Raw genomic sequence first — 21,492 nt, 5'->3', positions numbered from 1 at the left:
CATCAAGCCCGTCAAGAAGGCGCACGCAGTTCCTGGAGTTCTGCCGCTATCTCCGCACCCTCTACCCGGCCCACGTCCGCATCGCGATCACCTGTGGCAATTCCTCCCCGCACCTGACCGCGAAGAAGTGTCAGCGTGTCGGCAACTGGGCCGCGGCGAACAACGTGGAGATCGCCTACACCCCGACCACGCCGATCACAAAGAACAGGGCAGCATGATCCGCCGCTACCTCAATCTGCCGAAACCGCCATGCCGACGACCGACGCCTACGCCCCGTCGTCGACAGGGCGAACGTTGCCTGATGCGGCACTAGCTGCCGACAGATCCCGACGGCGTCGTGGCGCAGAAGATCTGCAGTTCGGCGGGGCCTCCCGGCGTGGTGTAGTCAATGAACGTGGGGTATCCGAAGTCGTTCGTCGTGATCTGGTTCACAGTCGTGCCGGGCGGTGCGATGAGATTGACACCCGGGGCGATTCCGCTGATGTCCTGGTCCAGGTAGGGGTGGTCGCTCGGGCAGCTGCCGCTCACGCTTGACTGCACCCGGCCTGCGCTATCGACGTTTCGGAAGAGGGACACAGCCACAACCGAAGGAGTCGCAGGCGGGTTCACGGTTCCGAGCCCGGTGGTGTGCCCCTGTCCGGTGGTGGCGTTGTCGCCGTAGCTGATGTTGCCGCATGCGTCGGTGTTGTGGTCGCCGGTGACATAGATGAAGCAGAAGTTGCTTGTGCCGTTGTCGTTGTTGTCGGCATATGCGGCAGTGCCCAGTCCGGTGACGGCGAGGAGTGCAGTGACTGCGGCGAGTGCAGGGCGGGTAAATCGCATTGAGCGTCTCCTAGTAGGGCTTGTGGCTGCGGTCTGCATTGTCTGGGTGTGTGGCGCGGAACGGGGGAGGCGCGGCGTGATGCTGCACAGGTGGGTGAAGCATCTGAGTGAGGGACGATCCCTTGGGGTGGGCATCCGGCAGTGGACCCGATGCCCGGGTGAGGGGTGGCCAGACAGGGCGGAAGTCGTAACCGGGCGGTGGAGTTGCGCCGCAGCAAGTTGCAACCGGTCTCGCGGCGGCCCGGGAACAGCGGTGCAAATCCAGCCCCGCCGATGCCGCGTCGACCCGCAAGCTGGCCAGGTCGGCGTGGTCGTGGTGTAGATCAGGGCATAGGAGCCAGCCGTGGGGCTGTGCTGCCCAGAGGGCTGGTGGCGCGTCGTTTGCCGGAGCGGCAGCGGGCGGGGGGAGCTGTCACCGTGGCATGTGCGTGCCGTGATGCCGGGGTGCACGAGCGGCTGGTGGCTGATTACGGCTTCACAGGCACTCTCAGCGAGAGTGGAGCTCAACATGCAGGAGGCCCGCCCCCGGATCGCTCAGGAACTGGGTATCAGCCCTGGCGAGTTGGCTGGCCCGCACCGCCGATTCGGAGTCCCGCCCGGGTTCAGGCCTCAGCCCACCGGCTGGGGCGACGAGGGCCAGCTCCTCGCCCACGTGGGTATTCCGAAGGCCTACTCGTTCCACATGACGCTGTCCTACTCACGTGATCCGTTCTGCTGCTTCACCACCAGCCAGGGCCTGGCCACCCTTTTTCGACTGCCGCCGACAGTCCTTCGCCCACTTCGGCGGCCTGCCGGCGCCGACGTCTACGACCGCACCAAGACCGTCGTCCGCCGCCACGCCGCAGCGGGCGAGGCGGTACCCCTGCACCCCGAGGCGGTCGGGTTTCGCTGGCCGCCCACCGGCCCACCGGAAAGGGCGATGGTGTCCCTTCTCGTGGTGTAGCCGATCACGGTGCGGAGGGCGCGGGCGGGTGTGCGGGGCGCACTTCTGTTGGGACCTGCCGCTCCCTGACGCGGGGAGGGCCACGGTCCTTGGTGAACGCGCAGTTCGGTCATGAGGAGTATGTGATGGCCCCCTCCCGGAAAGGGCCGGGTCGAACGCCAGGTCCTGATCGTCCGCGACCACGTCCTGCCCGGACGGTCCTTCGCCTCCGTCGGGGAACCCGGCTCCGGCTTTCAGCGCCTGGGTCCCCCTGCGCCGGGGGAAGGCGCGGCACCCGCGGCGGGCGGGGTCGTAGGCCATCGCGCCGCTGCCATCGACGCCCTACGTGATCTCCCAGCGGCACCTTCTGAGGACCCCCGGGCCGAACGGCCGGCCGGCAGCCCGCACTGCCCGCGCGGCGCCGGCACGGGGGCGGACCGTGCGGCGCCCCGCGCGGGCCCTCAGCTCGGGGCGATCACGAGGACCTGTGAGCTCCCGTCGCGCATCGCGGCGATGCCGAGCTGTCCGCCGCGCAGGCGGTCGGCTCCCTGGAAGCCGGCCAGGGGGCGGAAGCCCTGCCAGGACGCGGGGTATCGGATGTCGTGCCAGACGTTCCCGTCGGCGCCGACGGCCAGGACCTGGGCCGTACCGTCCGGCATGCCGGCGATGGCGACGGCACTGGCGGACATCGTCGCGGTGGTGACGCCGCGCGGGGCGGCGAACCCGGTGAACCGCCCGTCCGGATGGCGCACCTGGTGGTAGACCATGCCGTCCAGGCCGATCGCCACGATCTGCGAACTGCCGTCCGGCAGGCCGGTGATGTCGAGGGCGGGGCCGGCGAAGCCCGGCCGGCCGTGCGCACCGGGGACTCGCGTCCAGGTGCCCCAGGAACCGTTCGGCCTCCGGACGACAAGGTGCATGTCTCCGCCGGTGCCGTAGCTGAGGATCTGGGTGCTGCCGTCGGGCATGGCGGCGATGGCGGCATTGGCGGAGGTCCAGGTCGTCCCTGCGCTCGCGCCGGGGACGGGAGTGAATCCGGCCGTGCGGCCGTCGGCCCGCCGCACCTGGTGGTACAGCCTGCCGTCGAGGCCCGCGGCGATGATCTGGCAGGAGCCGTCGGGCATTGCAGCGATCGCCGCGTCGAGGGCGGCCGCGCCTGTCTGGACGGCGCTTGCGGCCGCCCCGGCGGGGCCGGCCGCCGCGATACCCGCCCTGGTGCCGGAGGCGATGATGCGTGCCGCAGCCTTGGACGGCCTGGTGGCCTGCACCGCGGCGGCTGCGGCGCCGGCGCCCGTGCGGGCCGCCGGCTCCTGGCTCGCCGGGCCGGCGAGCTGCTGCCATGGCTGCCACTGCCCGTTGGAGTGGCGGGTGGTGGTCCAGAGGGTGTTGTCGCTGCTGAGGGCGACCGCTGCGGCAGACCCGTCGGGCAGGCCGGCGAGTGAGGCCTTGGGGCCGTTGAACGTGGGCGCGCCGGCGATACCGGGGACGGGGGCGACCCGGGTCCAGCTGTTCGGGTACCGAACGGTGTGCAGAAAGGTCTGGCCGCCCTGGTAGACGGGCTTGGGAGCCGGTGCCGGGCCGAACCACACGGGATTGGTGAGGGCCACCATCTGGTCGAGGGTGCTGCTGCCGGGCTTGGGGCGCCGTACTTCCACGCGTGCGAAGACCGACGCCAGACCCCAGCCGCGCCAGTCGAGCCGGCCGTTGCCGTCGCTCCCGACCCAGGTCGACAGCATCAGGCCCCATTCGGTGTACAGGGCCAGGAAGGAGTCGGGGGCGCCGGAGACGCGGACCGACACGTCTACCGCGTCGAAGAACGACACCGGTATGGAGTCGCCCGGGCCGCCAGAGCGGCCGTTGCAGTGCGCATTCAGCGCAAGGGTGACGTGAGCGGACTCCGCAAGGTAGGAGTGGCCGCGCCGGACGCCGTCCAGGATCGCGTCACGGGACAGGGCGGTCGCCCGGACGACGGTCTGCGGGAGGCCGACGGCGTCCGAGGGGGCGTGGGTGTCGCTGTTGGCGAGGGCGGGGATCCGCTGCCCGAAGGACAGCATGGCCGCCCACATGGCGACGGCCGCCGCGTCGTCGAGGGTCCACGGGCCGTTCCACACTTCGATGGCGTCGATGTCGGCGAAGCCGAACTCCCAGAAGGACCCCGGTGCCGGAGTGAGCGGGTGGGCGGCCACCACGAGGCCCCCGCGGTCGCGTACGTGCTTGGCGTGCCGGGCCATGGCGCCCGCGTCCCGGGGGCCGAAGTGCCAGTCCATGACCTCCCCTTGGGGCAGTCCCAGGGCGAGCCAGTGGCCGTGCCGCGTGGTCACCTCCTCGCCGTTGATGACGAGGAGGTCCGACGGGATGCTGCCTGCCCAGGACACGCCGGCCGCGCTCGTGTTGTGCTCGGTGGAACCGAGGAAGTGCAGGCCGCTGGCGCGGGCCGCGTCCACGAGCTGGCCGAGGGTGCGGCCGCCGTCTGAGTGGACGGTGTGGGTGTGCATGTCTCCGCGGTACCAGTAGGGGAGGGGCAGCGGGAAGCCCGGGATCTGTCCTCGGCTGGGCGCGGAGGCGGGGAGGACGGCGTAAGGCGTGCCGGCCAGGGGCGGACCGAATTCCAGGGTGACTTCGACGAGCCAGTTCATGCCGGCGGGGTTGAACACAACGGGTCCCAGGGCCACCGACCAGCGGCCCGGTTCGATGGGGCCGGGGATGTAGCCCGGGGTGGCGTCGGCGCCGGAGACCGTGAAGGCGTCGCGGGCGCCGCCGGACCAGCCGCGGAAGCCGGAAGGGCCGAACAGGCCGATGTCGAGGACGTCGGACATGATGCCCGGGAGTCCGTTGTAGTGGTCGAAGGTGCGGGTGACCGATATCCGGTTCACGCCCACCGGTACGTCGAACTCGACTGCGGACCACTGGTCGAATCCGAAGGGCGAGTGCCCGGGGTAGGCGGTGGTGAGCCGGCCTCCCGGCCCGGGCGTGCCGGCGCCGCTCCGGGGCAGCGCATGCGCCGTGGCCGCCGGTACGAGCGCGGCGAGTCCGCCCGCCGCCATGAGGGCGCCGAGCCGCAGGACGTCCCTGCGTCCCCGCCCGCCCGGAGGGCGGCTCTGGCCGGCGCCGCACCTGTTGTCCGATGCCTCTTGTCCACCGTGATGACCGCACACAGGTACTTCTCCTCGTCTGGAAGACGTCTGGAAGAGCTGCAATCTCACCCCTGCCGGCCGCGGGCGGGCCCGCGTTTGGCAGGGGAGCGGTTCCAACATGCCTACGCCAGCTGCTCGTTCGAACGAACGATAAGGGCTGCCGGCCGGTCGGAGAAGGTGTGCGCGGGGAGCGGCTGCCCCCCCGGACGCCGTTCGTCGGCTGGCACGCACTGCGGAGGTTCTCAGCCCCGCCTCGGCGCGGTCAGGGCGCAGCCGGACAGAGGTGAAGGCGAGTCCCGCGCCTGCCGCCTGCCCCGTGCCGGGGGCCCGACGGCGGTGGCGGCCGCGTCGAAGGCGCCGGCCCCCGCGGGAACGGCGGGTCCCGGCCGCCCAAACCGGCCGCTGGCGGGCGGGCTCGTCGCCGTCGTCCCAGGCAGCCGGCAGCCGGGCTGCGGCCCAGTCGTAGATCCGGGGCCCCTGGGCGCCGCCGCCGCAGGAGAGCCGCTGCCATCCTTCGGAGGGAGCCTGGCCGGTAGAGACGGCCGGTGCGGGGGCTGTTGGACCTGCTGGGACTGGAACACGTCCGTGGCGTAGGACAGGCCGGCGTCTTCCAGGGAGCCGGCGGAAGCGGGAGCCGCCCGCAGGCGGCATCCGCGGTGGCCCAGGCGGCAGGCAGCGGGGAGGCGGATGCCCGCAGGACCATGCCACGGGCCAGGCCGTTCTTCGCCGCGAAGCCGCGCTCGCCCCGGGGGGCTCGGCAGCGCGGCAGCGTTCTGCGCCGCCGGCCCGGGGCGGGCGCAAGGGCAGGGCGGGTGAGGCGGCTGGTCCGTTCGGTGCGGGGCCGCGTCGGCGCCGTGCCCATACCCGATGATCGCTGTGCGGCCCCGCGCTGGTAGCCGTGTTGCAAGCAGGCCGGAAAGGTTGATGGGGATATGAGGGACGCGGATCACACGGGTATGCCCGAGGTGGTGGACAGCCCTGCCCTTCGGCCGCAGCCGCCGGGCGGGCTCGGGCGGTGGATGCTGCGGCACCAGGTGCAGCCGGTGGGGCCGGCGGCCGGCGAGGGCCATGCCGAGCCGCACCCGTGGTGGAAGGTGATGTGCCTGACCGGTGTCGACTACTTCTCCAGCCTGGCCTACGTGCCCGCGATCGCCGCTCTTGCCGCGGGGGCGGTCTCGCCGATGGCGACGCTGCTGATCGTGGCGCTGACGCTGCTGGGCATGCTGCCGATGTACCGGCGGGTGGCGAAGGAGAGCCCGCACGGCGCCGGGTCGGTGGCGATGCTGGAGGACCTGCTGCCGTTCTGGTGGGGCAAGCTGTTCGTGCTGGTCCTGCTCGGCTTCGTGGCCACCTCGTGGATCATCACCATCACGCTGTCCACCGCGGACGCGTCCGTGCACGTCGTGGAGAACCCCTTCTTCCCCGAAGTCCTGCACGGCCACACGGTGGCCCTGACGGTGGTGCTGCTGCTGGTGCTCGGCGGGGTGTTCCTGCTGGGGTTCAGCGAGGCGGTCAGCGTCGCCATCCCCCTGGTCGCGGTCTTCCTCGCACTGAACGCGGTCGTCATCGGCGCCGGCCTGGTCCAGGTGTTCACCACCCCCGGCGCCTGGTCGGCGTGGACCGGTGCCCTCGCAGAAGGGGGAGGCGGCTTCGGCCACCTCCTGGGCCCGGCGCTGCTCGCCTTCCCGCTGCTGGTGCTCGGCCTGTCGGGCTTCGAGACCGGCGTAAGCATGATGCCGCTCGTCGCCGCCGAGGGCGCCGGCGCCGAGCAGCGGCTGCGCTCGCGGATCCGCAACACCCGCAGGCTGCTGACCACCGCCGCGCTCATCATGAGCGTCTACCTGCTGTCCGCGAGCTTCGTCACCACCCTCCTCATCCCCCACGAGCTGTTCGAACCGGGTGGCGCCGCCAACGGCCGCGCCCTGGCGTGGCTGGCCCACGAGCACGTCGGCGAGGGCTTCGGCACCGTCTACGACATCAGCACCATCCTGATCCTGTGGTTCGCCGGAGCCTCCGCCATGGCGGGACTGGTCAACATCGTCCCCCGCTACCTGCCGGACTACGGCATGGCCCCCGAGTGGGGACGGGCCGTCCGGCCGGTCGTCATCGTCTACACGCTCCTGTGCATCCTCATCACGATCGCCTTCGACGCCCGCGTCGACGAGCAGGCCGGCGCCTACGCCACCGGCATCCTCGCCATGATGGTCTCCGGCGCCTTCGCCGTCACCGTCTCCGTCGCGCGCCGCCGCCGGCGGGCCGCGACCGCCGGCTTCGCGCTGCTGACCGCCGTCCTGCTCTACGCCCTGGTCGCCAACATCGTCGACAAGCCCGACGGCATCGTCATCTCCGCGTTCTTCATCGCCGGCATCATCGTCGTGTCCCTGGTCTCCCGCGTCTCGCGCACCACCGAACTGCGCGCCGACCGCATCGTCTTCGACGCCGACGCCCGCCGGTTCATCGACGACACCCTCGCCCACGACAACGCGATCAACCTCATCGCCAACCGCCGCCAGGCCGGCGACGCCGCCGAATACCGCGACAAGGAACGCGAGCAGCGCGGCGTCAACCCGGTCCCCGGCCGCGCCGACGTCATCTTCCTGGAGATCGACGTGGTCGACCCCTCCGACTTCAGCGACACCCTCACCGTCCACGGGGCCCAGGTCGGCAGCCACCGCATCCTGCGCGCCGCCGCGCCGGCCGCACCGAACGCCATCGCCGCCATCCTGCTCGCGCTGCGCAACGCCACCGGCGTCCAGCCGCACTGCCACTTCGCCTGGGCCGAGGGCAGCCCGCTCGTCCACATGGTCCGCTACTTCCTCCTCGGACGCGGCGACACCGCCCCCGTCACCCGCGAGATCATCCGCAGCCACGAACCCGACCCCACACGCCGCCCCGGCATCCACGTCGGAGGCTGACCACCCCAGCCGCACCGCCGCTTGCGGCATGCCCAGACGGGCATCCGAAAGGCACCCCCACAGGCCCCGGCCCCGGATCACCGCATGCGGCTTAACTTCAGGGCCGTCGCCCTCAACCCCCGCCGCGGCCGTCATGGCAACGCCGGCGGCCGCAGGGCCTGCCGCGAACGACTGGAACCGCCGCCGTATGCCTCCAAGAAGCCGCATCGCACCCGGCCACCTGCCCGGCCGGGCAGGTGGCCAGCACCCCCGGCTGCTCCCTCGGCAGCGTTCTCGGCGCCAGTGGCCGACGCTCTGCTCCTGACCCGTACAAGGCGCCCCCGAAACGCCTGTCGGCCGGCAGGCGAGCCCTCTGCCGCTCAGCCGACCGCCACGTGGCCTGCCGCCCGGGCTGCATCCGCCTGCCGTGCGAAAGGCCTGCGCCGCCGCCGGCTCGCAAGCCCGCAGGACGTCCACGGCGAGGCGGGGGCCGGGCGAGGGGCGGGCACGGGGGCCGCCCGCCCGCGGACGGACGGACCAGGGGTGCCCCGCCGTCCGAAGGGCCGTACTTCAGCTCTGCTGCCGCACCCGCCGCTCAAGCCCAGCACCAGCCAGGTTCAACGGCGCAAGCCTCGGACAACAGAATGCGGTTTGCGCCGGAGGGGCATGGTCACTGCCCATCGGCTTGGGAAAGGGCGCACTGCCACGGCATGGCCAAGGTGAGCAGGAGACCGCTGACCGCCAGCCCGGCCACTGCCCAGAACACCCGGTCCGAGGCGAGAGCGAATGATTCTCGCAGGTACGCCTCGGCCTGGCTGCCGATACTTTCGCCGCGCAGGAGGGCGGCTGCGTCGTCGACCGAGGACGGCAAAGCTCCTGCCAGGCTCTTCGGCGCGTTCGCGATGCGGGCGGACAGGGTGGAATTGGCCAGCGCCCCCAGGAGAGCCGCTCCCAGCGCGCCACCGACCGTCTGTGCGAAGATCAGCGTCCCGGTGGCCACGCCCCGCCGGCCCCAGTCGACCGCGGCCTGGACACTGATCATAGTCGTCGGAAGCACCAGCCCGGTGCCTGCGCCGAGCATCGCGCACAGCAGGCAGAGCCCTGCCAGCGAGTCTCGGGCGGGCAGCGCAGCCAGGCCGAGGCCTCCCAGGGACCAGAGGAAGGCCCCCAGGCCTGCCGTACCGCGGAAGCCGATGCGGATGCACAGGTGTGCCGATACAGCCGATGCCAGGGGCCAGGCCAGGAGCAGAGCGGTGACGGGCAGGCTCGCGCTGACAGCGCCGGCCGCCAACAGGGCCCAGGTGAAGTAGGGCAGGAAGACCGGCAGCCCTGCCGCGAGCGCCCCGGCCAAGATCCTGATCAGGCAGACCCCTCCGATGAAAGAGCTGCCGAATACCCACGGCGGCACGATCGGCTCGGCCGCGTGGTGCTGCCAGGCGACGAAGGCGGCCCCGAGCACAGTGGCGGCTGCCAGCACCGTCAGGCCTTCTGCGCTGCTCCAGGCCCAGTGCACCCCGCCTTGGAGGAGCGCCAGGAGGAGCAGGGCGCTGCTGGATACGAACAGGAGGGTGCCGACGGCATCGGGGCGGCGCCCCCGCCGCGCCGGCCCCCTGCCCGCCGGCCGGCCGCGGGGCCGGGGCTGCTCCTGGGGCGCCGTCCCGGCCAGTGCGTGCGCCAGACTCAGCGCCAGCGCGCCCAGGGGCAGGTTGGCAAGGAAGATCCAGCGCCAGGACGCGTGCTCGGAGACCACGCTGCCGACCAGCGGCCCGATCAAGGCGGCGGTGCCGTACACGCAGGAGATCCAGGCCTGGGCCCGAGCCCGTGCCGCAACCGTGTAGGCGTCGCCCAGCAATGTCATGGCCAGCAGGAGCACTGTGCCGGCGCCGGTGCCTTGGACCGCCCGGAACGCGATAAGGGCCCCCATGTTCCACGCCAGGCCGCACAGCAGGGACCCTGCGGTGAAGACGGCGAGGCCGGCGACCAGCAGGGGTTTTCGGCCGTATTGGTCGGCTAGCCTGCCGCATACCGGCACCGTCACCGCGGAGCCGAGCACGTATCCCGAAGACACCCAGGGAAACAGGGAAAGCTGTCCGAAATCCGCGACGATCGCGGGCAGAGCGGTGACGACTACCGTGGAGTCCAAAGCCGCCAGGGCGAGGAGCAGTGAGAGGCCGAGCAGTCGTCGGCGGTCGTCCGGCACACAGCCGCACCGCCGAGGGAACATCGGCGCCTGCCTGCCCGGCGCCCCCCGCTTCACGCGATGCCTTGTACGGCGCGGTACCGCAGCAGGAGGTGGTGGCCGGCCCGCCTGATGCTGACGAGGTCGAAGTGCCTGGGATCGACGGGGGCGAAGAGCCTTCCCTGGACCAGTCCGGGCCGGCCGGGTGCCGCGTCGCGCCCCGCCAGCTGCGGCGCGATCGTGAGGAACAGCTCGTCGAGGCAGCGTTCCGCAATGAGGTGTGCCATGAAGCGCGGTCCCGCGTCGCACAGGACCAGCCTGCTCGGCTGGAAGCGCTGGACTGCGGCGAGCACACTCCTGGCTGTGAACAGCCCGTTCGGTCCTCTGGGCAGGCTGAGGACCGCCACGTCGGGCGGGAAGCCGCGTGCGGGCAGCGCGGCTGCCGTCTCCTCGGCGGTGAGGATCGCCAAGCGGCTCTCGCGCGCATGGAAGAGGGGGGAGGCCGGGTCGAGGTGCCCCTCCGGCGAGAGTACGACCACGGGCGGCCGGGGCGGCTTGCCGAGCTCCGCCCGCAGCTGTCGGAACTCGTCGGCGAGCGGAGGGTAGATGGCCTCTGCCCGGCGTGCGTCGCGCGGATTGCCCCGTACACCGCTGTCGCCGATGAGGAGGACATCGGCGAGCGCATGCACGAGCGCCAGCACCAGCTTGTCCGCAGCACTGTCGCCGCTGATCAACTGGCCCGGCGTCTTCGGGCCGGGAGCCGGGCCGGGCGGCTCCAAGGACACCACCCCGTCCATCGTGGCCACGTAGTCGCTGATGACACAGGGCCGGCCGGGGCGGTCCGGCAGTCGGAGCGGGCCGTAGAGGCGCGCCAGCTCTTGCGGCAGCCGTACGCACGGTCCGTGCGCCGCCTCGAACAGCACATCCATGGGGCGGATCTCTTCCATGCGGCACCTCCCGCAGGCCGGCGCAGCCGCCTGCGATCACCATCGGACGGGGACGGCCCCCAGCGAGAAGCTGTGCGAACCGCTGCTGCGCAGGAACAGGTCCTGCTCGGCAACGGCCAGGCGCAGGCCGGGGGCGAGCCCTGTGAGCGACCGCAGGGAAGCCGAGAGCATGGCGTACCCGAGGCCGGAGCCGGCGCATACGTGGGGGCCGTGGCCGAAGGCGAGATGGGGGTTGGTGCGACGGGCGATGTCGAAGACGGCCCCATCGGGGAACCTCGTCTCGTCCCGGTTGGCGGCTGCTATGGAGGTGAGGACAGCGTCGCCTTTGGCGATGGCCACGTCACCGATCCGGACGTCTTCCTTGGCGATGCGCACGTGCTCGACCTCGAAGGCGACCCCGTAGCGGAGGATCTCGCCGGCCGCCGAGTCCAGGAGCCGCGGTTCGCGGACAAGGCGGTCCCACTGGGCCGGGTGGCGCAGCAGCGTTGCGAGGCCGTATGAGATCTGGGTGACCGGTGTGTTGCCGAGCGACGAGATCAGGCTGAACATCAGTCCCACGAGCTGGGACTCCGGGAATCCGCCGAGGCGGCTGTGCTGTGCGATGACCTCGCTGACCAGGTCGTCGCGGGGGGTGCGGCGCCTGGCCTCGACGACCCCCAGGACCAGGCGCTTCAGGGGTTCCCAGTGCTGCTCCACTTCGGCCCCCGACAACCCTCCGATCCCGATGATCACCCGGAAATGGGTCCGGAACTCCTCGAGTTGGTCCTGGGCCAAGCCGAGGAGCCGGCAGGCGTTCCGGGTGACGAGCGGTTCGCAGAAGTCGGCCAGCAGGTCTGCCGGGGGGCGCTTGGAGAGCATCGACCAGGTCAGCCGGTCGGCGGACTCGGCAAGCCGTGCCTGCGCCGCACCCGGCGCCCTTGCTTCCACCGCCCTCATGGCATGGGCAAGCAGCTGCCGGGAGCGGGCATGCGCGGCGCCGTCCAGGCTGAACAGGCCCGGGTAGAGCTTGACCATGGGCATCAGTTCGGGAGCGCCCTCCTCGCTGGCCTCGAGCATGCTGAACCGGGCGTCGTCCAGCACGAGCCGTACGTCGTCGTAGCGCGTCACCAGCCAGGCTTCGTGCCCGGTGGGCATGCGGACCCGGGAAGTCGGCTCGTTCCTCCGCAGCCAGTCCAGCTGAGGGGATATGTCCACCAGGCTGGTGCGCGGGAACGGAAAGGAGCGGACGACAGGCGTGGAAGCCGGCATCTGGGTCCTCCGGTGGGTCTCCGGTGGCTGGAAGTGCCCCTTTGAGTCTGCTGTGTGCCCGGAGGCGCCGCAATCTCCTGCCGCGAGGGCGAGGCCGACGGCGGCCCAGAGCGAGGCGACGCGCGGTACCTGCCCGTTCCGCAGGCTTTCGGGGCTGATGGGGGAGAAGGCGCGCACGTCGCAGACGATGATGCGGGTACCCGCCGCCGCGGCTGCTTCCACGTCATCGTCGGAGTCGCCGATCACGACAGCGCATGCGGGATCGAGCGATCGCCGCCGCAGCTCGGCACGGAGCATGTCCGCTTTGGACTCCTGCGGGGTCTCGGCACCGCGGATACCGTCCAGGTAGGCGGGCAGGGCCGTCCGCTTCACCTGTGCCGCCAAGTCGGTGGACGGCCACCGCGATATTACGGACTGCGTGCGGTGCGCCGCGTGCCAGCGCCGCACCGCGGCGAGTGCGTCAGGAGCCAGCTCCGGCCCGCCGGGCCGCTGCGAGGCTGCGATGAACGCCGCGTTCCAGTCCGGCCACCGGTCCTGCTGCTCCCCGTCGGTGAGGCGCGAGTACAGCGCGGCGAGCGGACGGGCGAAGCGGGCACGGAGTTCGGCTTCGGACACCGGGGCCCGCCCGATCGCCGCAAGGGCCGCGTTGACGCCTGCCCGCATGAGCGCGGCATCATCGGAGAGAGTGCCGTTCCAGTCCCAGAAGATGTGCAAGAGCATCGTGACCTCAACAGCGGCGCGGGCTCGGAGGTGCCTTGCGGCGGGCGACCATGCGGCGGGCCGGCCTCCCGTGGCGCCCGAGTTCCCCCTGGTGGACGACCGCGAACCCTTCAAGCAGCAGGGCGCCGGGCCTGCCTGCTCTCAGGCGGCGGTCTGCGCGCCCCGGACCGCCCCCACCGGTGTCTGCGAGGGCTTCCCAGTCCACTAGGCCGCCGGCAGCAACCCAGCGGCACGCCCGGTGCAAGAGCGCAGCACCCCAGAAGAGCCGACACAACAAGGCGGGCCGGCCGCTGATCCGACGTCGTCCGGCTCCGTGCGCCAACCGGGCCGGCGCGGTAACGGAGACACCGGCCACCGCCGCATCCGGGCCCCCGAGGGCAAGGACCAGAGCGGCTTCCCAAACACCGCCGGCGGGCTCAAGAACCGGATCGCCCGGCGGGGAGCAGGATGTGAGGCGCCGGAGGCGCGAGAGGGCTGCCCGGGACCCGGCGGCGGCCGCAAGCCCGCGCTCCCCGTAGCGGGTGTTCCAGCGGAGCCTGCCGGCGTGGCCGGCAAGGCCGGCCGAGGCAGTGAAGGAGTTCACGGGCGCATCCCGACCCACTCGGCGCCGTCGGCCGAGAACTCCTTCTTCCAGATCGGCACCTCCTGTTTCAGCAGCTCTATGCAGGTGCGTGCGGCAGTGAAGGCATCGGCGCGGTGCGGAGCGGCGGCGGCCAGGACGACGGCCGTCTCCCCGACCTGCAGGTCGCCCGTGCGGTGGGCCACGGCGACTCTCACGCCCTCGGCGGCCAGCTCGCATCTGTCGATGATCGAGTTCAGGGCGCGAAGGACCATGGAGGGATAGGCTTCGTAGTGCAACCGGACGACGTCGCGGCCTTGGCTCTCGTTGCGCACGGTGCCGATGAACACCACCAGCCCTCCGCTGTCCGGCCCGCGCACGGCATCGAGTACGGGCTCTACCCGGAGCGGCTCATCGGTCAGTACGCAATAGCGGTCCGAGCCTCCCGCGATCGGCGGGATGAAAGCCACCGTGTCACCCGGCCTGAGTACCTGCTCGTGCTTCGCGAACTCCTCGTTGACCGCGATGCGCAGCCTGCCCCCGGCGTATGCGAAACGGGGGTGGCGGACACCGACGTCCTGGACCAAATCGCCGACCGTGGCGCCAGCGGCCATGCTGACGCTTTCGCGGTGCACACCGAGCTGCTCACGCAGGATGCCGAAGTACAGCAACTCTATCTCGACGCTCATCCCCGCTACCTCGATCCGTCCGCACTGCCGGAGGGAGCCGCACCGGCACGCAGCCAGTGTCCCGAGCGTCCACCGCTCTTCTCCTCGAGGCGGACGCGGGTGATCTCGATTCCCCGGTCCACCGCCTTGCACATGTCGATTACCGTCAGTCCCGCGACGGAGACCGCGGTCAGCGCTTCCATCTCAACCCCGGTGCGCCCGGTCAGGGTTGCACGGGCCGTGATCAGCAGCCGGTCGGGCGCTGTCGGAACCAGGTCGACCCTGACTGACTCGACGGGCAGCGGGTGGCACAGCGGGATGAGCTCCCCAGTGCGCTTTGCGGCCATGATCCCTGCGAGCCGGGCGGTGGCCAGCACATCGCCTTTGGCCGCGCTGTTCTCGGTGATCACTTGCAGCGTGGCCGGTGCCATGACGACCTCGGCCGAGGCGACGGCATGGCGCACGGTGACGGCCTTGCCGGACACGTCGACCATCCGCGCCGCACCGTGGTCGTCGACGTGGGTGAGCCTGCCTGCCGCAGGGCGGTCTGCTGAGTCGCCGTCGCGCGTCATCCGCCGACTCCCCTCAGCTGCTCGCGGATAGCATCAATGGCGGCGGCGAAGCCGAAGTCAAGGTCGGTGAGTCCGTCGAGCTTGTGCGTCCACAGCACGACGCCGACGTTCCTCTTCGCCGTGATGCTCAGGTCCGGGTGGTGGTTCCGCTCTTCCGCAGCACGCCCGACGGCGGCGACGAACTCCATCGCCGCGGCGAACGTCGGACACCAGAACGTACGGGCCAGCCGGCCCCCGTCCAGCGACCAGCCCGGCAGTGCAGCCACCCGCTCCTGCGCCTGGGCGTCCGTCAGGACCCGGGCTGTGCCGCTGCACGAAGTGTGGTCTGCCGCACGGCCGTGGCCGCCGGCGGACGGAGCATGTACGGACACGGGATCCTCCAAGAGCTCACCGCGGGGAGGAAGCAGCCCTCACCCGCCACGGGTGTGCATCTCCAGATGCGGGTCGTCACGCAAGCGGTCCAGCGGGACGAAGACCCCCCGCTCACGCTGCGCCAGCCTGTTCTCCGCGCCGCGGTCGGCCCGGCGGAGCCATACCGACTCCACCAGCTCGCGCAACTCGGCTTGGCTCGCCCCTTCCCGCAGCGGGGCGCGCAGGTTCAGCCCGCTGAGGGAGTACAGGCATGTCAGCAATATGCCGTCGGCGGTCAGGCGGGTGCGGTTGCAGGTACTGCAGAACGGCTGCGTCGTGGAGGAGACAACTCCGAAGACCCGGCCGCCGGGCAGGCCGTAGCGGTCAGCCGGTGCAGGGCCCCCCGCTTCCACCACGACCGGGGCGGCACCGTAGTGCCTCTCGAGGCTCTCCAGTATCTCCGCCCTGGAGACGACTTTCGAGGGCTGCCAGCCGGTGGCACCGCCCACGTCCATGTACTCGATGAACCGCACTTCGGCCCGGACGCCGCGCCCGAACTCGATCAGATCGGCAAGCTCGTCTTCGTTCACCCCCCGCATGACCACCGTATCGATCTTCGTGCCGGTGAATCCGGCCTCCGCCAGGGACCGGATGCCCGCCATCACACTCCCGTGGGACTTCCGCCGGCTGAGCGCTTCGAACCGGTCGGGGCGCAGGGTGTCAAGGCTCACCGTCACCCGGCTCAGGCCGGCTTCCTTCAGGGCTGCGACATGCTTGGCCAGCAGGACACCGTTCGTGGTCACGGCGAGGTCGCGCAGACCCGCACCGAACCTCCCCGCCAGTTCGGAGACGATCTGGCTGAGCTCTGGGCGGATGAGCGGCTCCCCGCCAGTCAAGCGCACTTTGGCAACGCCGAGCGATATGAACACGTCCACCAGCCTGCCGATCTCACCGACAGTCAGCAGATCGCTGCGCGGCAGCCAGGTGTAGTGCTCCTCGGGCATGCAGTACTGGCACCGCAGATTGCACTGATCAGTAACCGACAGCCGCAGATCGCCCAGAGGCCGCCCGAAGAGGTCGCGGGGGCCGGTTCCGACGGCGCCGTTCTTCATGACGACCTCACCGTGATCAACCCCTGTACTCCACAGAGGGCACGCCGGAAGGACTCCCCGACCGTGCCTGCAGGAATGACGCCCAGGAATCAGGTATGTCCTCGTATCCCACCCACGCAGCCAAGGCATCGAGCCGGCCGTGGTCGATGAAATCCCTGCACCGCCCGCAAGCGAACCACAAGCCCGGCGGGAGCCAGTGCGAGGTGCCCTGAGCCGTATAACATACAGCGCCAGCCGGATAAGAGCAGGTGGCTGGAGCCGGACCTGAACAAAAGTCGCAAACAAGCGCGGCCTTCTGGGTTCGCTCACTGGCATCCATGAGTATCCCGTTGGTTTTCCGGGCGCTCCGCTGGCGGAGCGCCGCCGCTGCGGTTACTCTCAATCAGGCTGCTTTCCGTCCCGATTTCGTACCCTGCAGTCTGCCAGCGCTGACCGCGCTGCGCCAGTTGGGGAGCACGGGAAGGCGCTCCTTTCGCCGTCGCTGCGGCGGCGGCGAAAGGTGGCCGAAAGGCTCGAACCCGGACCGCTATGAGCGCTCTGCGCAATGCCCAGCCAGGCGGAGAGATCCTGCCTGACTCCCCAAAAGGCCGGACTGCGGCACTCTTATAGCGCGGCCACGAGTCCCCGGAGGGGAACCGAAGCGGCTGCGAATGGGGACGCGTGCGCTCTAAGGCGCCGAACCGGGGCTGACGGCCGAGCCATCGATTTCACAGCTCCGTCCGCAAAGGCGCGAAAGTCCTGCCGCCTGCCACGCGAGGAGGCCGTGGAGAGGCTTTCCCCGCGGCGCCGTCAACTTAAGCCGGTCCGGTCCTTCCCGGTATAGCCGAGAGGTGCGAAGGATCCTCTGGGCGGATTCTTTGGCGGTTGCCCCGCTTGGCGGCCATCTGAGGCCACGGCCCGAGGAGCTGACCGCAGCGGCGAGGTCCCTGAACTGGATCCGGCGCGTCCGTCCTGGTGTTGGCCGGGGCGGACGTCCTGTCGAGCGGTCGCTGCGCCCCTCAGCCCAGCGCCCTCTTCATGTAGGCCGCCCAGATGCGTGCCGGGTGGTCACCGCCGTGGATCACCTCCGTGCCCAGCGCCTTGTGGAGAGACTTCAGCTGTCCGGTGTCGGGGTCCTGGCCCATGACCGCGACCACGGTGGACAGCTCGGAGGTGTAACCGGCGAACCAGGCAGCGCGGTTCTCTTCACTTGTCCCGGTCTTGCCAGCGGCGGGCCTGCTGATGCCTTGTGCTGCCCTGCCTGTGCCTTTGGCGATCACACCCGCCAATAGGTCACTGGTGGTGTCAGCGGCCTCTGCGGAGAGGGCGGAAGAGACAGGGCGTTCGGGAAGCGCCACAGCCTCGCCTCCGCTCCTGGCCATTTTGTCTACAATGCTCCAGGGGCAGTGCTCGCCCCGGCGGGCAAGGGTGGCGTAAGTGCTAGCCATGTCCAGGACGCTTACCTGTGCTACCCCGAGCGCCAGCGCTGGTCCTGCGAGCAGGCCCGGAGCGCTTTGCGGAACACCCATCGCGATGGCTGTCTCGCGGACCCGGTCCAGCCCAGTGTCCACCGCCATCTGGGTGAATACGGTGTTCACGGACCTCTCCATTGCGGTGCGAACCGTCACCGGCCCGTAAGAGGCGTTGCTTTCATTCTCCGGAATGTAATAACCCCCTTCCACCCGGATCGGGAGCCGGCTGTCACCGTTGTAGACGGTGTCAGCCCCGATGGGACGGCCGTCCCCGGTGCGCGCTCCAGACTGGACTGCTGCCGCGAAAACAAGCGGTTTGAACAGCGAGCCCGGGGAATAGTCCTCGCGGGTTGCGTTGCTGACGTACTGCTTCGTGTAATCAGCCCCTCCATACAGGGCGACCACACGTCCGGTGGAGGGCTCGATCGATGCGCCGCCCACGCGGAGCAGGCGGTCCTCTGGGCGCCGCCCCGGCTGCAGTTTGCTCGTCACCTCTGCTGCCACCGCATCCTGGAGGCCACGCTGGCGCTGCCGGTCGATGGACGTCCAGATCAGATACCCGCCGGCTTCGAACTGCTCGCTATCGACGACTCCGTGCCGGTAGAGGTACTTCTTGACCGCTTCGACTAGATAGCCGCGCTGCCCGGAAAGCCCCCTGGCCGACTCCGTGCGGGCCAGGGGCTCAGGGAAATGCATACCAGCGCGCCGGGAACGGTCCAGCCACCCTTGCGCAACCATCCCATCCAGCACGTAATTCCAGCGCGCCAGAACTCTGCCCCGCCCTTTGGGCTGATTAGCGACGTCGGAGATACTAGGGGCGTTGAGGAGGGCCGCAAGGTATGCACCCTCCTCGGTCGATACGTTCGATGCGTCTTTGCCGTAGTATGCTTGCGAAGCCGCCTGGATCCCATAGGCGCCTCTCCCGAAGTAGCTGGTGTTCAAGTACCCTTCAAGGATCTCGTCCTTAGATTTGACGCCACCCAGTTTCACGGCGATTACCATCTCTCTGAATTTCCTGCTGAGAGACTGGTCCTGACTCAGGTAGTAATTCTTCACATACTGCTGAGTGATGGTGGAGCCAGACTGCCGGCCCTTGCCGACCACCGTGCTCCAGGCTCCCCGCAGCACTGCTCTGGGGTCGATGGCCCCCCGTGTGTAGAAATCCCTGTCCTCTGCCGCCAGGACCGCCTGGCGCACGCCCCCCGGGATGTCTGACAGCCTGACGTTCTGGCGTCGCAGGTGCCCCTCACGGGCGAGCAGGGTCCCATCCGAGTAGTAGTACGTATTCTCCTGAGCCACAGCAGACGGCTGCGCAGGCGGCACCTGTACCAGGACGTAGGCAGCTGCGACCGCCGCGCCAGGGGCGCCCAGCAGCAGGGTGAGAAGAACCCAGCGCAGCCGCCGCGCCCCGACCTGCCTTTTCTGCAGCATCAGCCGTTACTCCCCGGGAATCGATGAATGCATCGGATACGCGCAGGCCGGCCCTGTTCCCCCGACCTGCCCGCACCGGTATCCGAGTGGATCCAGAGCCGGTGTCACTGCACCGGCTCCGAAGCGGTCCCGGCTACCGCAGCCTGCCGGGTACGCCGCCCTCGCGGCCTGACCAGTACGCCAGAGGCGTCCGCCGGAGCGGGACAAGCTCGGGGCCGTGCTCGCGGCGGGCGGGATCAGGCCGGGGACGGGGCCGGCGGCTGGATGTGCGCGCCTGCCCTCGCAGCACCGCCCCGTCCCGGCGCGCCAGACCCGGATGCCGCCTGCCGCTGCCAGGAGTGGGGAGTGGAGTGGCGGCTGAACGGCCAGGTCCGCCGTGTGCCGGGGAAATCCTTTCGCGGGAGCCCGTTCCCACGCGGACCGACAGCATGAGCCGCAGCCAGGAGTGGACGGGTGCGGAAATCCTCTCATCTCGCCCTCCGCGGAAGTTCGAGCCTCGGCTGCGGTCTTGACGAGGCCGTCGGAATTCGGATTGGCGCATGCTCTAGATCAGCGGCGAACCGGGCTAGGCCGCCCCGCCCATACGGGGCTGCCGCAGCGCCCGTCCAGTCTCGGCGGTCTTGTTCCGCTGCGTCTGCTCGCCGGCGGTGCTGGGCCCCGCTTAACCGCAGGCCAGGGTGTCACCCCGGGCCGCCTCGTGGACGAAGAATTTTGGCGGATCAGTGAGGCGCTTCTGTGAACCATATTCCGTGAGAGGCTGGTCGGCATTTAGCTTTTTGAACACCTCGGATGCCTTTCTCGCATCCCACAGGAGAGTGTCACCCACCTCGGGAACCTGGTGAAAACGTTCGACGGGCACAACTGTGAACTCCGCCTGAGAGGGAGTGAGAGCACGGATCCTCTTGGCCAGATCCAGCATCTCATCTACGCCGAAGCCGGAATCCGCCGTCGCGTCTCCCAGCAGGGCTCTGCTGACCTTGGACACCTTTTCGATGTCGGTAAAACCTGCCCCTTTGAATTTCTTCAGTACGGCGACGAGGAAGCGCTGCTGCCTCTGGATCCTGCCCAGGTCGGCTGATGAGTCCGTCTTTCGCGAGCGTACGTACTGCAGCGCCTGGCCCCCCGAAAGATGGTGTTTCCCGGGCTTCAGGTCCAGGTGGGTAGAGGGATCGGTGAGAGGGCGCTCGGTACACACTTCTACGCCGGTGAAGGCGTCCACGGAGTCGATGAACCTCCGGAAGTCGACCTGGAGGAACCGGTCAATATATACACCGGTCATCGATTCAACTGCCTGGACAGCCAGGGCCGGCCCTCCTGTTTCGTACGCGGCATTGAGTTTCGCGGGCCGCGCGCCACGCCCGTTGTATGGCGGGATCATGGCGTAGGAGTCGCGAGGCAGGCTGACGACTGAAATCAGATCGGCACGTGCAGAGAGGTGTACCAGCATCATCACATCGCTGCAGCCGCAGGCTACACCGCCGGCATGGAACTTATTCTTCTCAGACTGTGTGAGGGTGCCGCGGTGATCGGTTCCCATGAGGAGGATATTGGTTCCAGCGCCCTTTTCCGGCCGGATTTTTGCATCGTGCCGAACGTCTACCCTGTGCAATCCCGGCATAAAGGCCCCTTCCGAAGCGTGGGCAAGGCCGTAGGAAATGGCCGAGGCTGCGACAGCTGCTGCCATGATGCCCATGAGTGTGCGGCGTCTGCCGCTATTCCTGCTGGCGCTTTCAGATCTCGCAGGATCCTGATGTGCAGCTGCTCGGGCGGGGGAGGGGTGGGCAGGCACAGTCTCGTCTCTCCGCTTCCAGGGGTCCGTGGCCGCAATCTAGACACATTTTTCAGGTGTCCGCGAGGCGACACGGGACACTGGGCTTGTTCAGACCGGCCGCTGACCGTGTGATGCAACAGGCAAACCCGCACAGCCTATTGAGCGGAATATCAGATTTCGCAGCCCTTCAACTCGGGTGCTTCGTTGCCTCCTTGCCGACCGGTGCTCGATGCCCCGTTGCCCTCGTTGAGTGGACGACGGCCCTGGCCGCCACCCGGGAGGGTGGCTCCAGTGCAGGCTGCAGGCGTCCGAAAGGACCCCAATGGCAAGAAGCGACTGCACAACTGCTTGCTGCCGCATAGCGGTGACCGACTCGGGCAGCGGGGGCCCGATCGCTTCTGCCAGAGGAGATGGTGGGCGGGTCTGAAAATACGCGCCGAGTTACTCAACTGCGTGGCGGCCAGCATCAACCGGCAAGCAAATGCGCCACAAATGCAATCGGTCTCATCATCCAGTGCCCTGAGTCAAGGATTCACTTCGTAATGTGTCTGGGTGCGGCATTCGGTAGGGCAGTGATGACCGCCACGGAGGCGCCGGGCGCCGCCTCTCCATGACTGAGCATTTTCAGAGTGGCCACCGATCGGGTGACGGGGCGAGGGCTGTGAAACGGACGGGGCCCCAGGGCTGTTGGGCAAGGTGTCTACGCTCAAC

Annotated in this window: 12 protein-coding genes and 2 pseudogenes; 3 read left to right on the top strand and 11 right to left on the bottom strand. The window is 69.7% G+C overall.

All coding sequences use genetic code 11. The features are described from left to right. Positions 1-302: pseudogene (locus IF89_RS42635) on the top strand (IS630 family transposase); the annotation flags it as partial. A gap of 7 nt (positions 303-309) precedes the next feature. Here the strand turns inward: IF89_RS42635 and IF89_RS0131820 are convergent. Next, complete coding sequence (locus IF89_RS0131820; protein WP_030775400.1) at positions 310-822, bottom strand: hypothetical protein; 513 nt, start codon at positions 820-822, stop codon at positions 310-312. Between the two features lie 432 nt (positions 823-1,254). Here IF89_RS0131820 and IF89_RS48000 point away from each other — a divergent pair. After that, positions 1,255-1,740 (top strand): annotated as a pseudogene (locus IF89_RS48000) (IS21 family transposase); the annotation flags it as partial. Positions 1,741-2,205: 465 nt separating this feature from the next. Here IF89_RS48000 and IF89_RS41100 read toward each other — a convergent pair. Beyond that, positions 2,206-4,788 carry a CehA/McbA family metallohydrolase gene (locus IF89_RS41100; RefSeq protein ID WP_051807920.1) on the bottom strand — a complete coding sequence of 861 codons (2,583 nt, stop codon included), beginning with the start codon at positions 4,786-4,788 and terminating at the stop codon, positions 2,206-2,208. Between the two features lie 1,022 nt (positions 4,789-5,810). Between IF89_RS41100 and IF89_RS0131805 the strand changes: the two genes are divergently transcribed. Further along, positions 5,811-7,793 carry a hypothetical protein gene (locus IF89_RS0131805; RefSeq protein ID WP_030775397.1) on the top strand — a complete coding sequence of 661 codons (1,983 nt, stop codon included), beginning with the start codon at positions 5,811-5,813 and terminating at the stop codon, positions 7,791-7,793. Positions 7,794-8,442: 649 nt separating this feature from the next. Here the strand turns inward: IF89_RS0131805 and IF89_RS0131800 are convergent. The 9 genes from IF89_RS0131800 to IF89_RS0131760 all read right to left on the bottom strand — a co-directional run bounded on the left by IF89_RS0131800 (position 8,443) and on the right by IF89_RS0131760 (position 20,694). Continuing rightward, positions 8,443-9,972, bottom strand: coding sequence for an MFS transporter (locus tag IF89_RS0131800; RefSeq protein ID WP_051807917.1), 1,530 nt, complete (start codon positions 9,970-9,972; stop codon positions 8,443-8,445). A gap of 53 nt (positions 9,973-10,025) precedes the next feature. Then, a complete protein-coding gene (locus IF89_RS0131795) occupies positions 10,026-10,898 on the bottom strand; it encodes a dihydrofolate reductase family protein (RefSeq protein WP_030775395.1) in 873 nt (290 codons plus the stop codon). A gap of 36 nt (positions 10,899-10,934) precedes the next feature. Next, entirely contained in the window at positions 10,935-12,866 is a 1,932-nt protein-coding gene (locus IF89_RS41095; RefSeq protein ID WP_051807915.1) for a cytochrome P450, read from the bottom strand. A 579-nt stretch (positions 12,867-13,445) separates the two neighbouring features. Further along, a complete protein-coding gene (moaD, locus tag IF89_RS0131785) occupies positions 13,446-14,114 on the bottom strand; it encodes a molybdopterin converting factor subunit 1 (RefSeq protein WP_078628634.1) in 669 nt (222 codons plus the stop codon). Between the two features lie 5 nt (positions 14,115-14,119). Continuing rightward, on the bottom strand, positions 14,120-14,665 hold the full coding sequence (gene moaC / locus IF89_RS0131780; RefSeq protein ID WP_051807914.1) for a cyclic pyranopterin monophosphate synthase MoaC: 546 nt from the start codon (positions 14,663-14,665) through the stop codon (positions 14,120-14,122). Continuing rightward, on the bottom strand, positions 14,662-15,036 hold the full coding sequence (locus IF89_RS0131775; RefSeq protein WP_267882115.1) for a 4a-hydroxytetrahydrobiopterin dehydratase: 375 nt from the start codon (positions 15,034-15,036) through the stop codon (positions 14,662-14,664). The genes moaC and IF89_RS0131775 overlap by 4 nt, the downstream gene beginning before the upstream one ends. 39 nt (positions 15,037-15,075) lie before the next feature. Continuing rightward, a complete protein-coding gene (moaA, locus tag IF89_RS0131770; RefSeq protein WP_030775382.1) occupies positions 15,076-16,128 on the bottom strand; it encodes a GTP 3',8-cyclase MoaA in 1,053 nt (350 codons plus the stop codon). 998 nt (positions 16,129-17,126) lie between these two features. Further along, positions 17,127-19,010, bottom strand: coding sequence for a transglycosylase domain-containing protein (locus tag IF89_RS0131765; protein ID WP_051807912.1), 1,884 nt, complete (start codon positions 19,008-19,010; stop codon positions 17,127-17,129). Positions 19,011-19,671: 661 nt separating this feature from the next. Continuing rightward, on the bottom strand, positions 19,672-20,694 hold the full coding sequence (locus tag IF89_RS0131760; protein ID WP_158717959.1) for an LCP family protein: 1,023 nt from the start codon (positions 20,692-20,694) through the stop codon (positions 19,672-19,674). Between the last annotated feature and the right edge of the window lie 798 nt (positions 20,695-21,492).

The organism is Streptomyces sp. NRRL F-2664, from assembly GCF_000719345.1.
Taxonomy (GTDB): domain Bacteria; phylum Actinomycetota; class Actinomycetes; order Streptomycetales; family Streptomycetaceae; genus Streptomyces.
Note: the sequence above shows the minus strand (reverse complement) of the source record. Positions and strands in the feature narration are given on the sequence as shown.